Origin of the sequence: Bacillus sp. AY18-3 (assembly GCF_008042305.1) — a bacterium.
GTDB classification, from domain to species: domain Bacteria; phylum Bacillota; class Bacilli; order Bacillales; family Bacillaceae_G; genus Bacillus_A; species Bacillus_A wiedmannii.
This window is the reverse complement of the sequence record NZ_QKQR01000013.1, coordinates 46,851-62,354: the sequence shown is the minus strand read 5'-3', so window position 1 is coordinate 62,354 and position 15,504 is coordinate 46,851. Positions and strand designations below refer to the sequence as shown.

Genomic DNA, 15,504 nt, shown 5'->3' with positions numbered 1-15,504 from the left:
ATGCTAGCCATCTTGATGTAGTAGGAGGAAGAAAGAGTTTTGTTTGTGCTGCAGTTAGCTCCCACATTTTTCTTACTTGATGGAAGTAAATAAATTTTTTGAGTTTTCCTCGAACTGCTTTGCGAGTTCTAGTTGTTTGGATTTGAACTCTCCCAAAAAAACTTCTAACTGTTTTTGAACCTCTTCACGTTGTAATTGTTGTTGTTCAATAAATTGTTTTGTTGTTTCTTCAAATTGACCGCTAGTTTGAGTAAGAATAGACAAAGATGTTTTCGTAGGAGAAACAGTCAGTTGGTGCATTTGATTAGAAAGTTCATTCCATTTCCCTTGCCACTCGTTAATTTGATCATTTAAGGAGTTTCCAGTTAATTGCTTCACGTAATCTGTATATTGGTTATTGAACTGAGCAGTGAATTGTTGTAGTTCTTTTTCTAGTTCATCTACTCCTGATGTTAATTTATGCAAAGCGTCTTGTTGTTGTTTTAAAGTTTCTAAAGTAAGTTGCTCTAATTGTTTCCCAGCTGAAGAGAAGAGGGAAAGAGATTGAGACCAGTTTTTCCAAAATGCATCGACTAATTCGTATGGCTTAGTTTCCATTGTTTGACCTCCAAATGTTTTTTTGCATATTGTGAACGCAGATTACTCTGCTGTACCACCAGGTGAAGATGAAGAATCCTTTTCATCCTTTTCTGGAGAAGTAGAAAATGGAAAGAACGCATTGGTGTATAACGTAAAAAACGTCCGCAACATATTTTGATAATGTTCAAAAGAAGTTGCACATGTTGTTAAATATTGCTCTCCATATTCTGTTAAAGAATAAATTCGTTTCGCTGGCCCGCCTTCACTTGTATCCCAAGTGGAAGAAATGAGATTTTCTTTTTCTAACTTGCGCAATGTTCTATACACATTACCTTGGTCAACAGAAGAAAAGCCGATGTCCATTAGCATTTGAATGAGTTTGTAACCATGAAGACTCCAGTCTTTTAGACAGAGAAGTAAGAAAGGAACTAAGAAGTTTTTGGGCATGGAGTTTGGTTGTTTCGCTTGGTTTTTTTCCAAACTTTCTGGGTGTTCTGGTTCATTATGTAGCATGATTGTGCATCACCTCATGAATCAGTTAGATGGAATTTTTTTGCTTATAAGTGCAATTTACACCTATCTGTTTTTAATGTCAACACATTTATCGGAAAATAAAGAAAAATAAAATATAGACTTGAAGTTTTATTCAGAATATTAGAAAATAGTGAATAGGTTGAATTGTTTCAAAAACGAAAAAGGGAGTGTAGGCGAAGTGATTGATCAAAAATTCGATCCATTGCAAGCATGGAAAAATGCTTATGAACAAACCGAAACATTTTGGGGAAAAGCGCTCAATGAAACAATTAAAACAGAAGAATATTCTGCTTGGATGGGCAGCGTTCTAGATTTGAATTTGTTTTATCAAAAAGCATTAAATGATACGACAAAAAATTATTTAGAACAGGTGAATGTGCCGACGAGAGAGGATATCGCTAGAGTAGCTACGCTTGTTATCAATTTAGAAAATAAAGTTGATAACATTGAGGAAATTCTAGAAGAGAAAGTGGATTCATTAGGACAAGCTCCTACATTAAAGCGTGATGTTACGAAAGTAAAACAAGATATTCGCACGCTAGAAACGAAAGTTGATCAAATTTTAGAGTTACTAGAAAAGCAAAATGCAGTACTAGCGAAACTACAAGTACCTGCAAAAGAAGAAGTAAAACCTGCGAATAAGCCAGAAAATAAAAAATGATAATAGCGTTTGTTTATAACGTGTAAAAGGGAAAGGGAGAATCTCTTTTTCATGTATAAACAACGAAACATAATTAATATATGGACTCTATTAATATGAGTACCAAAATGATTCATAACAATCGTTCACAAATTCATTTAAGGGGGAAAAGAAATGGTTCAATTAAATGGCAAAGTAGCAATCGTAACAGGTGGGGCAAAAGGAATTGGAAAAGCAATTACAGTAGCATTAGCACAAGAGGGAGCAAAAGTAGTTATTAACTATAACAGCAGTAAAGAAGCAGCTGAAAACTTAGTAAATGAATTAGGAAAAGAAGGACATGACGTTTATGCAGTTCAAGCGGATGTTTCGAAAGTAGAAGATGCAAACAGACTTGTAGAAGAAGCTGTGAATCATTTTGGTAAAGTTGATATTCTTGTTAATAATGCTGGTATTACAAGAGATCGTACATTCAAAAAATTAAATCGTGAAGATTGGGAGCGCGTAATTGACGTGAACTTGAGCAGTGTATTTAATACAACAAGCGCGGTACTTCCATACATATCGGAAGCAGAAGAAGGAAGAATCATTAGTATTTCTTCTATTATTGGCCAAGCTGGTGGATTTGGACAAACAAACTACTCTGCAGCAAAAGCAGGTATGTTAGGATTTACAAAATCATTAGCATTAGAGCTTGCAAAAACAAATGTAACTGTAAACGCAATTTGCCCAGGATTTATTGATACTGAAATGGTAGCAGAAGTACCAGAAGAAGTACGTCAAAAAATCGTTGCGAAAATCCCGAAAAAACGTTTTGGTCAAGCTGATGAAATTGCAAAAGGTGTAGTATACCTATGCCGTGACGGTGCATATATCACAGGTCAGCAATTAAACATTAACGGTGGATTATACATGTAATGAATCGAGAAAAAAGTGCATATCCATAGCAGGAATGCACTTCTTTTTTTAGAAATAAATCTACCGAAAAGGAGATAGAAAAATGACTACATTCGTAACGGAATGGGAAAAGCAATTGGAGTTGTACCCAGAAGAATATCGTAAAGCATATCGCCGTGTGAAAAGAGCGAGCGAAGTTTTATTGCGCGAACCAGAACCACAAGTTGGTTTAACACCAAAAGAAGTTATTTGGACGAAGAATAAAACGAAGCTGTATCGTTACATTCCAAAACAAGAAAAAACACAGAGAGTTCCAATCCTATTAATATACGCGCTTATTAATAAACCGTATATTATGGATTTAACTCCAGGAAATAGTTTAGTGGAATATTTAGTAGATCGTGGTTTTGATGTGTATATGCTTGATTGGGGCACATTTGGTTTAGAAGATAGTCATTTGAAATTTGATGATTTCGTGTTTGATTATATTGCAAAAGCAGTGAAGAAAGTAATGAGAACTGCGAAATCGGACGAGATTTCTTTACTTGGTTATTGCATGGGTGGAACGCTAACTTCTATTTATGCAGCACTTCATCCGCACATGCCAATTCGCAACTTAATCTTTATGACAAGTCCTTTTGATTTCTCTGAAACAGGATTATACGGTCCTTTATTAGATGAGAAATACTTCAATTTAGATAAAGCGGTTGATACATTCGGAAATATTCCGCCAGAAATGATTGATTTCGGAAATAAGATGTTAAAACCAATTACAAACTTTGTAGGTCCATATGTCGCTTTACTTGATCGTTCAGAAAATGAGCGCTTCGTCGAAAGCTGGAAATTAGTTCAAAAGTGGGTTGGTGACGGTATTCCATTCCCGGGTGAATCGTATAGACAATGGATTCGTGATTTTTATCAAAATAATAAATTAGTGAAAGGTGAACTCGTTATTCGTGGACAAAAGGTAGACCTTGCAAATATTAAGGCGAATGTCTTAAATATTTCTGCGAAACGTGATCATATCGCCCTGCCATGCCAAGTAGAAGCTTTGCTAGAACATATTTCTAGCAAAGATAAACAATATGTATGTTTACCAACGGGACATATGTCGATCGTTTACGGTGGAACAGCGGTAAAACAAACATATCCGACGGTTGGAAATTGGCTGGAGGAGCGTTCTAATTAAAAATAAAAAATCCAACTAGCGTATGTTAGTTGGATTTTTTTATGGGAAATAACAAAAGATAGAAAGGAGAAATTTATATTTTAGGAGTATAATTATGAAACTTATGACTGGTAAGTTGTTTTGGAATACAGGAGTTTCTATACCTTGTTATCCATCATTAGAAAATGATATGATATGTGATGTGCTTGTAGTCGGAAGCGGAGAAGCAGGTGCTCATATAGCGTATTCGTTAGCGAAAATTGGAATGCGTGTTACGCTCATTGAAAAACGAGCAATCGCATGTGGTAGCACAGCTGCTAATACAGGTTTACTACAATTTCTTCATGATAAATCGCTAACCTCACTTATCCATACATTTGGTGAAAAAAAAGGGGTACGAGCATATAAGCTTTGTTACGAAGCGCTACGAACAATGGAGCAAGTTGTACCGACTCTCGATATTGATCCCCAGTTTATTCCGCGAAGTAGTTTGTATTATGCAAGTAGAAATGAGGATGTATCGTTTTTACAAGAAGAATATAATACGTTACGCCATTATGGATTCCCGGTTGAATATTTTACCGATTCACATATGAAGAAGAAGTATTCATTTATAAAACAAGCAGCGTTATATACGCATGGTGATGCCGAAGTGAATCCGTATTTATTAGCGCATAGCCTTTTGCATAAAGCAAATCAAATGGGAGCTACTATACTTGAGCATACAGAGGCCATACATATAAAAAAACGCCAAAATGATTTAATTTGTTACACGAAAACAGGAAATCAAATTGTAGCAAAGAATATTATTATGGCGACAGGTTATGAAGCACTTTTCGAAAAGAAAGAAAAAAATACAACAGTGGAAACATCATATGCAGTGGTGACAAATAAGGTAGATTCATTTGAAGGCTGGCATGAACGATCATTAATTTGGGAAACAGCACGGCCTTACTTATATTTTCGAACGTATCAAAACCGTATTATTGTAGGCGGATTAGATGAAGTGATGCAAATTCAAACAATTGGTGATACGAAATTATTGCATAAGCGTGATATCCTTATTAACATTGTAAAAGAGATGTTCCCGCAGTATAAGAATATACAGGCAGAGTACTATTGGGCGGCAGCATTTGGAGGTAGTCATGATGGTCTCCCTATTTTAAAAGAAGACAAAAAGATACATAATTTATTTTACGCATTGCCATATGGAGGTAATGGAACTGTGTATGGAATGGTATTTGCCAAATTATTTGAGCAGTTATTTACAAATAAAGAAAGTGAAGATTTTTCTTTATTTAATCGATAGAAAAAAGGTAGCGAAGTGATGGAATGAGAGATATAAAAAAGTTTTTACAAAAATTACGTCCTGTACAACTCATTGTTTTATTTTATTTATTAGCAGTAGTTGTATCGGTGATATTGCTTAGTTTCCCGTTTGTTACGAAGTCTGGTGTGAAATGGACATTTATCGATGCCCTCTTTACATCTGTTAGTGCGGTAAGTGTTACGGGACTGTCTGTTGTTACGATTTCAGATACATTTACTACGGCAGGAATTATTATGTTAGCCCTTATTTTACAATTAGGCGGCTTAGGAATTATGGCACTTGGTACGTTTGTTTGGATTATAACGGGGAAAAAGATCGGTTTGCAGAGAAGAAGACTCATTATGGCAGACCATAATCAAGGGAATTTATCAGGCCTTGTAGAATTGATGCGTTCTATTTTAATTGTAATTATTTCGATAGAACTTATTGGAGCGATACTATTAGGTACAAGATTTCTACTTTATTTTCCGACTTGGCAAGAAGCTTATTTTCACGGTTTCTTTGCCGCTGTTAGTGCAACCACGAACGGCGGATTTGATTTAACTGGACAATCACTAATTCCGTACAAAAAAGATTATATTGTGCAAATGATTCATATGTTACTTATTGTTTTAGGAGCGATTGGCTTCCCGGTGTTAATGGAAATAAAGCAATTCTTTAGTAAAAGGCGACAGCAACTATTCCGCTTTTCGTTATTTACAAAATTGACGACAACAACATTTTTTGCCCTCGTTATCGTTGGAACCATTATGATTTTTTTACTAGAACGAAATCAATTTTTAGCAGGAAAGTCATGGCATGAAACAGTTTTCTATACATTATTCCAATCTGTGACGACGCGAAGCGGTGGACTTGCTACAATGGATATACGTGAATTGTCACAATCGACGCTTTTATTTATGAGTATATTAATGTTTATAGGGGCATCTCCAAGTTCGGTTGGGGGCGGAATACGTACAACAACATTTGCTGTTAGTATATTATCGCTATACACTTTTGCAAGAGGCGGAAGAACGGTTAGAGTCTTCAAACGTCAGTTACATGAAGAAGACGTGCTAAAAGCATCTGTCGTTATGACGATGGGGATTTTATTATGTGCCACAGCACTCTTTATTTTATCTATTACGGAAAATGTACCGCTTATGAGTTTAATTGTTGAAGTGTGTTCTGCTTTCGGAACGACAGGGCTATCGACAGGTATTACGTCAGATTTAACAACTGTTGGTAAACTTGTACTCATTGTACTTATGTTTATTGGGCGTGTCGGTATTTTAACATTTATACTGGCTAGTGGGGGAAGAGAACAGCCACCTCGCTATAAATACCCGAAAGAGAGAATTATTATTGGATAGTATGAAACCATTCTACCTATGTGAGGTAGAATGGTTTTTTAGTCGTTAATGCCAAATTGCGGATGCATAAAAGCCTCATTCTTATTATCCACTTCTTTTTTTAGCAACTCTTGATTTTCTTCTGAAATCCACCCAATATCATTTGTAGGATGAATCCATTCTTCTCCAGCCATAATGGCAGGGTCTACTTCATCAGTCCAATTGTGAAGTGGACTATTCTCGGAATCATATTTACTGTCTCCGATTACGACGTCATATTGATTTATGAAAGGTTGTTGCATCTTCTTTCCTGTTCCTTTAAAAGATGGGAAATTCATTTGATGCGGGAGCGTTTCATCTAAAATTGGTGACTGGATTTTATCTTTCTTCTTCAAAATAATCGCCCCTTTTCTAATGTTTTTTCATAGGTAGTATTTCCATCTAGCGGCTTTATGTACTTGTTAACACTTGCCAGTAATAATTATTTAATGTTGTTTCAAACTAGAGTAGAAAGTGAATTCTTGAGAGCAGGTGAATGTATTGGTAAAAAGAAAAGTGAAACAAAATGCGGCAATCAACAATAATAAAACTCCGAAAGAAAGCTTACCAGATGCAGAATTTGCATTAGAGTATGAAGGAGAAAATAGCGCGAAGTATGCAAATCGTAATTCAAAAAAAGGTAAACAAAAATGAGGCGTTTTTTACAAACGCCTCATTTTTTTGTGGGATTATAAAGGTTTTTTTAATTATTTGTAAATTTAGTGTTCATTATTAGCAGAAAAATGCGAAAAAACATAGAAGTAGCAACGTATTACACAAAAACAAACAACAAACAAAAGATTAATGTTGGTTTAATACTGCTTTTACACTAGTTGTTTATATTAGAGTTGTACATAAGATTTATAAAAGGAGAGAGAGACAGTGAAAAAAACAATCTTTAAAGCTGTAGCAACTGGAATGGTATTTTCGTTATTAATGGGGTGTGGTGCAAAGAAAGAAGAAAGTGCTGGGGCAAAAGTAAAGGATGATAAATTATCTGGATCATTAACTGTTTACACAGCGATTGAAGAAGAACTTGTACCAATTTATCTTGATTCTTTTAAAAAGAAATATCCAGATGTGAAACTGAACATTGTTCGTGATTCAACTGGAGTTATTACAGCGAAATTGCTAGCTGAAGGAAAAAATACACAAGCAGATGTTGTATGGGGAACAGCAGCGTCTAGTCTATTAGCTTTAGATAAAAAAGATATGTTAAAAGGATACTCTCCAAAAGGAGCGGATCGTGTTCTTCCGCAATTTAAAGATGATAAGCAACCAGAAAAATGGGTAGGTAATACGGCATTTATGACGGGGATTGCTATAAATAAAGAAGAATTAAAGAAGAAAAATTTACCGATGCCAGAATCTTACGAAGACTTAACGAAACCAGAATATAAAGGAACGCTTGTTATGCCACATCCAGCTTCTTCTGGAACAGGATTTTTAACAGTTTCTGCATGGTTACAAATTATGGGTGAAGATAAAGGCTGGGATTACATGAAGAAACTTCATGATAATATGGCAACTTATACTCATTCAGGTTCAAAACCAGCGAAATTAGCAGGCGCAGGTGAATATCCAGTTGGCGTATCAATGGTTTATAGTGCTTTGAAAGAGAAACAAAAAGGTGCACCAGTTGAAGTTGTATTGCCGAAAGAAGGGTTAGGTTGGGAAGTAGAAGCGAACGCACTTATTAAAAAAGATAATGCAAAAAATGAGAAAATAGCGCAAGCATTTTTAGATTGGGCAATTACTGATGATGTAATGAAGTTATACTTCGAGAAAAATGGATTCGCGACAATTAAAAATGATTATAAACTTCCAGATGGATTCCCTAAAGATGTGACAGAAAAGTTATACAAAAAGAATGACTTTAAATGGGCAGCAGAAAATCGTGACAAAATTTTAGAAAAATGGGAAAAAGAGTTTGGCCAAAAAGCAGAAGCGAAAAAGTAAGTGAGTGGGAGAGAGAAAAAATGAGCGAATATTTATCAATTCAACACATTCAAAAACAGTTTGATGCATTTACAGCGTTAAAAGATATTTCTTTTACTGTGAAAAAAAATGAGTTTGTATGTTTATTAGGCCCAAGTGGTTGTGGGAAAACAACATTGCTTCGAATTTTAGCAGGGCTAGAAGAGGCAACAACAGGTAGTATCGCTGTGGATGGAAAAGATATTACAGCATTACCTCCTGGAAAGAGGAATTTCGGAATGGTGTTTCAATCGTATGCATTATTTCCGAATTTAACAGCACTTGAAAACATTGAATATGGCTTAAAGACAAAAAAATATGGAAAAGCAGAAGTAAAAGAGAAAGCGCTAGAGGCGTTAGAACTTGTAGATTTGCTGAATGTAAAAGATAGATATCCTGCTCAAATGTCTGGTGGACAACAGCAGCGAGTAGCACTTGCACGTGCGCTCGCTCTGTCTCCAGATATTTTGTTACTCGATGAGCCATTATCTGCTTTAGATGCAAAAGTGCGTGAAAAGTTACGTAGAGAAATGCGTGATTTGCAAGAAAAAGTAGGAGTAACAACTATTATGGTTACGCATGATCAAGAAGAGGCATTAACGATGGCCGATAAAATTGTTGTAATGAATCATGCGGAAATTATGCAGATTGGCACACCAGAGGAGATTTATCAAAGACCAGCCAATCCATTTGTGGCAGATTTTATTGGTTCTATTAATTTCTTTTCGAAAAACAATGAAGAACATGCAATTCGTCCTGAGCATGTAACAGTTGTACAAAAGGATGGTATTAAAACGGTTGTGGAAAGCATGGAATTTCGCGGATCTGTATATCGGACGGAAGTGCGGGTCGTAGAAGAAAAAACACATCTTTATAACGAGAAAATTGTAGTGGATATATTGGCATCAGAAGTAGAAGCAACCGCAATTAGAAAAGGAAAGCCGATTCAAATCTCTTTCTCAGAAAATCATATGTTGTCATATGGAAAGAAGGTCATTGTATAGATGGAGATGTTAGAAGATTTCAAGGTAGAAAGTACGAAAAAAAAGATTAAGAGACGTATCGGTAAAGAAGAGTGGATACAAAGACTATTAATTATTGGTATGCTTCTCGCGTTTTTGATCATGCTTGTATTACCTCTACTACAATTGTTTACACAAGCTTTTTATGATAAAGATGGAGCTTTCATTGGTGTTGCGAATTTCAGTAAATATTTCACAACACCAACGCTAGTTCAATCATTACAAAATACGATATGGATTTCGGGTGCGACAACAATTATTGCAGTAACACTCGCTTTCGCTTACGCCTATGCGATCGCTCGTACGAATGTGTTTGGAAAGCGTGTATTTCAATATATTGCGTTGTTACCATTATTCGCACCAACGATGATGCATGGTATCGCACTTACATATTTATTTGGTAATCAAGGGTTAGTAACGAAAGGAATGTTTGGTTTGTTTGAAGGGATACAAATCCCTTTATATGGACCAGTAGGAATTGTAATGGCTGAAGTCATGTATACATTTCCACAAGCATTTCTTATATTATTAATTGCTTTTCAAGGCTCTGATTATCGTTTATATGAAGCTTCTAATATGTTAGGAGCGAGTAAAACAAAGCAATTTTTCACTGTTACTTTACCTAGTGTAAAGTACGGATTAATTAGTGCGATGTTCGTTGTGTTTACACTTAGTTTCACTGATTTTGGGGCACCAAAAATTGTTGGTGGGCAATATAATGTACTTGCTACTGACGTATATAAGCAAGTAATTGGGCAGCAAAATATGCCGATGGGTGCAACTGTTGGAATGATTTTATTAATCCCAGCTATATTTGCCTTTGCAGTTGATCGTATTACGCAAAGAAAGCAGGCGAATCTCTTATCTTCCAAATCAGTACCTTACAGAATAATAAATAATAAGAAACGAGATGTTATTTCGTTCGTATATTGTAGCGTAGTAACGCTTATGATCATTCTATTATTTGTGGCAGTTGGTATTGCTGCAAGTGTGAAAGTATGGCCATATAATATGAGCTTTACATTTGAGCATTTTAATTTTTCCAGTTTAACAGGAGATGGACTTGAAGCATTTAAAAATAGCGTAATTGTTTCAGCAATTACTGCGGTTATTGGAGCGGTTTTAACATTTATGTTCGCTTATGCGATTGAGAAAATAGATCAGCTACAATTTTTCCGAAAAGCAGGTTACTTTTTCTCTATCGTCCCTTTAGCGATACCAGGTTTAGTACTTGGGTTAGGCTACGTCTTCTTCTTTAGTCAACCAACAATACAAATCTTTGGACTTTCCGTAACGAACCCGTTCCATTCTCTATACGGAACAATTGCTGTGCTAGTACTAGTCAATATCATTCATTTTTATTCTGTAACATTTGTTACGGCAACGACAGCTTTAAAGAAATTGGACCGAGAGTTTGAACTTGTTTCACAGTCGATGGGGATACCGTTTTATAAAACATTCTTTCGAGTTACGGTACCGATGTGTTTACCAGCCATTTTAGAAATGGTAATGTACTACTTCGTAAATTCAATGGTAACTGTCTCAGCAGTTGTATTCCTGTATGCAGCTGATTTTAAACTAGCTGCCGTATCAATTGTAAATATGGATGATGCAGGAAATGTAGCACCAGCAGCTGCAATGAGTGTACTTATTGTTGTTACAAATATTGTAGTGAGAGTTGTATATGAATGGGGAACGAAAGCACTTCGTAACCGAACGTCACAATGGCAAAAAAGATAAATAAGAAGGGTGATGGATTGGATGAAAGTAGAAGCAGTTATTTTTGATTGGGCAGGTACAACAGTTGATTACGGATGTTTTGCACCACTGGAAGTATTTATGGAGATTTTCCATAAACGCGGTGTTGCAATTACTGCAGAAGAAGCCCGTAAGCCAATGGGATTATTGAAAATTAATCATGTTAGGGCATTAACAGAGATGCCTCGTATTGCGAGTGAGTGGAATCATATTTTCGGACAATTACCAACAGAAGCAGACATTCAGGAGATGTATGAAGAATTCGAAAAGATTCTCTTCACTATTTTACCGCGCTATGCGTCGCCGATTAATGGAGTAAAAGAAGTGATTGCTTCTTTACGTGAAAGAGGAATTAAAATTGGTTCAACGACTGGTTATACGAGAGAAATGATGGACATTGTAGCAAAAGAAGCAGCACTACAAGGGTATAAACCTGATTTTCTTGTAACACCAGATGATGTTCCAGCAGGTCGTCCGTATCCGTGGATGTGCTATAAAAATGCGATGGAGCTTGGTGTATATCCAATGAATCATATGATAAAAGTTGGAGACACGGTATCAGATATGAAAGAGGGAAGAAATGCTGGTATGTGGACAGTGGGTGTAATTCTCGGCAGTAGCGAACTCGGCTTAACTGAAGAGGAAGTGGAGAATATGGATCCGGTAGAACTTCGTGAAAAAATAGAAGTAGTTCGCAATCGTTTCGTTGAAAATGGGGCGCACTTTACGATAGAAACGATGCAGGAACTCGAAAACGTAATGGAACATATCGAGAAACAAGAACTTATTATTTCATAAAAGGGGAATAGGATCATGACTGAAAATCACTATTTATTATTAACGCCTGGACCATTAACAACAACCAAAACAGTAAAAGAAGTTATGTTATACGATTGGTGTACGTGGGATGCTGAATATAACAAAATGGTACAAGAGGTAAGAGCTAAGCTTGTATCGTTAGCAACGAAGGAAGAAGAGACATATACAACTGTTCTCATGCAAGGAAGCGGTACGTTTTCAGTTGAAGCAGTGATTGGATCTGTCGTTCCTAAAAATGGAAAGCTGCTCGTATGTACAAATGGTGCGTACGGTAAGCGAATTGTACAAATGGCAGAGCTGTTACATATAGATGTCGTGGTCAGTCAAACAGAAGAGTGGGAGCCTACTAATATTGCAGAGGTAGAAAAGATATTGCAACGAGATAAAGAGATTACACATATTGCAGTTGTTCATTGTGAAACAACAACAGGTATTATCAATCCAATTGTAGATGTATGTAAATTAGGGAAGCAATACGGAAAAGTAACACTAGTTGATGCAATGAGTAGTTTTGGTGGTATTGAAATAAATATCGCTGAGTTGCAAATTGACTTTCTAATTAGTAGTGCGAATAAATGTATTCAAGGGGTTCCTGGATTCGGCTTTGTTATTGCAAAGCGCGATGAATTGGTGAAATGTAAAGGGCAGGCACGTTCATTATCATTAGATTTATTTGATCAGTGGGAAACGATGGAAAATCAAAATGGGAAATGGCGTTTTACGTCACCTACACATGTTGTACACGCTTTTTATCAAGCACTACTTGAATTAGAAAAAGAGGGCGGAGTAGAAGCGCGTTACAATCGATATTATAACAATCAAAAAATATTAGTGAATAGAATGAGAGAAATCGGATTTAAGCCACTAGTAGATGAAAAATATCAATCGCCTATTATTACATCCTTCATTTATCCAGAAGAGGGGTTTGATTTTGGGCAGTTATATAATGAATTAAAGTGCGATGGGTTTGTTATTTATCCAGGTAAAATTTCAAAAGTAGATACATTCCGCATTGGAAATATCGGTGATGTACATGAGGCAGATATCCATCGCTTAGTTGATAGTATCGCTAAAGGAGTTGTTATAGGTTGAAAGTATTTTGCTTAGGTGGAGCAGGTAAAATTTGTCGTGAAGCAATTTTAGATTTAGTGCAATTTTCATCTTTTGAGGTGATTACAGTAGCTGATTTTAATGAAGAAGAGGGCCTGAAAGTAGTAGAATGGCTCAACGATCCTCGTGTTGATTTTGTGAAAGTAGATGTAACGAATCACGAGGATACGGTTGCAAAAATGAAAGGTTATGACATTGTAATGGACGGTACGACAATTAAGTTAAATGGATTGTCTACTCGATGTATTGCAGAAGCGGGTTGTCACGGTGTGAATTTGAATGGATTTGGTGAAGAAAATGAATCTCATTCTATATTTGCTCAAAATGAAAAAACGTGTTTACCCGGTTTTGGTATGACGCCAGGTGTAACGCAAATGATGGCAATGCATGCAGCAAATCAGCTAGATACTGTAGAGTCAGTACGTGTAAGTCATGGCTCGTACCGTCCAATTGCTTTTTCTGCATCAATTACAGAAACAACGACATATGAATATGATCCACATTTACCATCGCGTACAGTATATGAAGATGGTGAGTTTAAGCAAGTACCTCCGTTTGCGCGTCCAAGAGAAATTGAATTACCGGCGCCTTATGGTAAGGCAACGCAGTATATAATACCGCATTCTGAAACGATTACGTTAGCAAAAGCACTAGAAAATAAAGGCGTCAAACTGATAGAGACGAGAGGAACTTGGCCAAAGCAAAATATGCAGCTCGTACGTGCTTTATATGATTATGGTATATTGCGTAATGATCTGGTTGACATAAATGGGAAAGAAATTGGTATTATGGATTGTATTTCGAAGTATTTATTGCAATCGAAAGAAGGGAAAGAAACAGAAATTTACGGTTATGCACTTCATGTAGAAGTAATAGGTATGAAAAATAATGAGAAACAAAGGCACATATTATATCATACACACCCGTTATCTGATGGTTCTGTTGTAGGGTGGGAAAAATTAAGAGCTTATACGAGAAACGTCGGTATTCCATTTGGGATTGCTACAGAGTTAATCGCAAATGGGAATGTAAATAAAGTTGGTGTTGTGACACCTGAGGAAGCTTTTGTAAATCCACAAATTATTTTTGATGAACTAAAAAAGCGTGGTATTCATATTCATGAAGAAATTTTAACTGAAAAAGAAAGTTATAACTTTGTATAAGTAAGGCAGTGTATGAGGTAGAAATCAATGGGGTGAAGCTATGTCTGTAGTAGGTGAAGAAAGAAAGCGAACCATTCTTGAGAAGGTAGAGTTTAAAGGGAAAGTAAAAGTTTCAGAGTTAGCGAGAGAGTTTGCTGTATCAACAGAGACGATTCGTCGTTATTTAGAAGAATTGGATCGTGAAAAGAAGTTGAAGAAAGTGTATGGTGGAGCCGTCCAACTTCCGGGAGCTGGAATAGAGGCACCAATGTTAGAACGAGAGATGCTGCATATAGAAGAGAAGAAGAGAATTGGGTATAAAGCAGCAACGTTTGTGGAAGATGGGGATGTGATTGCGATTGATGATGGAAGTACACCACTTCAAATGGTGCCATATCTTGTTCATCGTAAAAATTTAACGATTGTAACAAGTTCATTTCCAGTAGCTACACAATTAATTTCTTCTATTAATAAAAAGATGTTTCACGGTGAAGTTTTATTTATTGGTGGAAAAGTATCTCCAAAGCATTCACGTGTGTCAGGTTCTATTTCGCAGCAAGTAATCCAGCAATTTCATTTTCATAAAGCATTCGTTTCGATTGATGGATTGTTACCTGGTTTTGGGGTTTCTAGTTTTGAATTAGAAAAGGCGAAACTGTCAGAAGCGATGCTGAAATTAGCGGAGAAAACATATATTTTATGTGATCATACAAAAGTAGGGGTAAAAGGAAATTATCGAATAGCAGCATTTTCACGTATTCAACATGTAATTTGTGATAAGAAAATGCCCTATAGTTTTGAAGCGGAAGTCAAAAATCATAATATTCAATGGACAATTTGCTAAATAAATTGAACTCCCACCTGTTTTTGAGGTGGGAGTTTTACTGTCCGCAAATAGCGGGATAAAAGATTTGTATGTATGCAAAAAGTGGACACATTTTCTCATCTCTTTCATATAATTTACCAATACAAAAAAAGTTGGTCGAAGGAAAGAAGGGAGAAGCATGTCAGAACGGATATATAATAAACTTGTATTGTATGCAAATATTTTGCAAAAAATTGGTTTTATTAATGAAAAAGAAAAAAGTGAAATTCTTCATACGCTAGGTAAAAAGGCCCTTTGATTAAAGGGTTTTTTATTTTTTATCTTTGGAAATA

General features: G+C 36.0%; 16 protein-coding genes. 13 read left to right on the top strand and 3 right to left on the bottom strand.

Features of this window, described 5'->3' with window-relative positions:
• Positions 1-72 precede the first annotated feature (72 nt).
• Together phaP and phaQ are read right to left on the bottom strand one after the other, a co-directional pair.
• On the bottom strand, positions 73-597 hold the full coding sequence (gene phaP, locus DM800_RS11870) for a polyhydroxyalkanoic acid inclusion protein PhaP (RefSeq protein ID WP_000448583.1): 525 nt from the start codon (positions 595-597) through the stop codon (positions 73-75).
• A gap of 42 nt (positions 598-639) precedes the next feature.
• Positions 640-1,092 (bottom strand): poly-beta-hydroxybutyrate-responsive repressor, encoded by a 453-nt coding sequence (gene phaQ, locus DM800_RS11865; RefSeq protein WP_000903018.1) that lies wholly within the window; start codon positions 1,090-1,092, stop codon positions 640-642.
• 199 nt (positions 1,093-1,291) lie between these two features.
• Between phaQ and phaR the strand changes: the two genes are divergently transcribed.
• From phaR to DM800_RS11840, 5 genes are all read left to right on the top strand, one after another.
• The gene (gene phaR, locus DM800_RS11860) at positions 1,292-1,774 is read left to right on the top strand and encodes a polyhydroxyalkanoic acid synthase subunit PhaR (RefSeq protein WP_000566954.1); all 483 of its coding nucleotides are present in this window, start codon (positions 1,292-1,294) and stop codon (positions 1,772-1,774) included.
• A 153-nt stretch (positions 1,775-1,927) separates the two neighbouring features.
• Complete coding sequence (locus DM800_RS11855) at positions 1,928-2,671, top strand: acetoacetyl-CoA reductase (RefSeq protein ID WP_000250411.1); 744 nt, start codon at positions 1,928-1,930, stop codon at positions 2,669-2,671.
• Between the two features lie 82 nt (positions 2,672-2,753).
• Positions 2,754-3,839, top strand: a complete 1,086-nt coding sequence (phaC, locus tag DM800_RS11850; protein ID WP_087984799.1) for a class III poly(R)-hydroxyalkanoic acid synthase subunit PhaC — start codon at positions 2,754-2,756, stop codon at positions 3,837-3,839.
• A gap of 94 nt (positions 3,840-3,933) precedes the next feature.
• Positions 3,934-5,127 carry an NAD(P)/FAD-dependent oxidoreductase gene (locus DM800_RS11845; RefSeq protein ID WP_087984800.1) on the top strand — a complete coding sequence of 398 codons (1,194 nt, stop codon included), beginning with the start codon at positions 3,934-3,936 and terminating at the stop codon, positions 5,125-5,127.
• A 23-nt stretch (positions 5,128-5,150) separates the two neighbouring features.
• Positions 5,151-6,500 carry a TrkH family potassium uptake protein gene (locus tag DM800_RS11840; RefSeq protein ID WP_087984801.1) on the top strand — a complete coding sequence of 450 codons (1,350 nt, stop codon included), beginning with the start codon at positions 5,151-5,153 and terminating at the stop codon, positions 6,498-6,500.
• 38 nt (positions 6,501-6,538) lie between these two features.
• Here the strand turns inward: DM800_RS11840 and DM800_RS11835 are convergent, their stop codons facing one another.
• Complete coding sequence (locus DM800_RS11835; protein ID WP_000725963.1) at positions 6,539-6,874, bottom strand: DUF3905 domain-containing protein; 336 nt, start codon at positions 6,872-6,874, stop codon at positions 6,539-6,541.
• A gap of 145 nt (positions 6,875-7,019) precedes the next feature.
• On the opposite strand from DM800_RS11835, the gene DM800_RS29165 reads away from it, so the two are divergent.
• From DM800_RS29165 to DM800_RS11795, 8 genes are all read left to right on the top strand, one after another.
• Complete coding sequence (locus DM800_RS29165; RefSeq protein ID WP_000240799.1) at positions 7,020-7,172, top strand: hypothetical protein; 153 nt, start codon at positions 7,020-7,022, stop codon at positions 7,170-7,172.
• A 228-nt stretch (positions 7,173-7,400) separates the two neighbouring features.
• On the top strand, positions 7,401-8,477 hold the full coding sequence (locus DM800_RS11825; protein WP_147786885.1) for a putative 2-aminoethylphosphonate ABC transporter substrate-binding protein: 1,077 nt from the start codon (positions 7,401-7,403) through the stop codon (positions 8,475-8,477).
• Between the two features lie 20 nt (positions 8,478-8,497).
• Entirely contained in the window at positions 8,498-9,499 is a 1,002-nt protein-coding gene (locus DM800_RS11820) for a putative 2-aminoethylphosphonate ABC transporter ATP-binding protein (protein ID WP_137034923.1), read from the top strand.
• Positions 9,500-11,257 carry a putative 2-aminoethylphosphonate ABC transporter permease subunit gene (locus DM800_RS11815; protein WP_060489478.1) on the top strand — a complete coding sequence of 586 codons (1,758 nt, stop codon included), beginning with the start codon at positions 9,500-9,502 and terminating at the stop codon, positions 11,255-11,257.
• A gap of 21 nt (positions 11,258-11,278) precedes the next feature.
• Positions 11,279-12,073: a phosphonoacetaldehyde hydrolase gene (phnX, locus tag DM800_RS11810; protein ID WP_147786884.1), complete on the top strand. Its 795-nt coding sequence runs from the start codon at positions 11,279-11,281 to the stop codon at positions 12,071-12,073.
• 15 nt (positions 12,074-12,088) lie between these two features.
• Entirely contained in the window at positions 12,089-13,186 is a 1,098-nt protein-coding gene (gene phnW, locus DM800_RS11805) for a 2-aminoethylphosphonate--pyruvate transaminase (protein ID WP_087984805.1), read from the top strand.
• The gene (locus DM800_RS11800) at positions 13,183-14,367 is read left to right on the top strand and encodes a saccharopine dehydrogenase family protein (RefSeq protein WP_087984806.1); all 1,185 of its coding nucleotides are present in this window, start codon (positions 13,183-13,185) and stop codon (positions 14,365-14,367) included. The genes phnW and DM800_RS11800 overlap by 4 nt, the downstream gene beginning before the upstream one ends.
• A gap of 40 nt (positions 14,368-14,407) precedes the next feature.
• Positions 14,408-15,190, top strand: coding sequence for a DeoR/GlpR family DNA-binding transcription regulator (locus DM800_RS11795; RefSeq protein ID WP_147786883.1), 783 nt, complete (start codon positions 14,408-14,410; stop codon positions 15,188-15,190).
• The last annotated feature ends 314 nt before the right edge of the window (positions 15,191-15,504 follow it).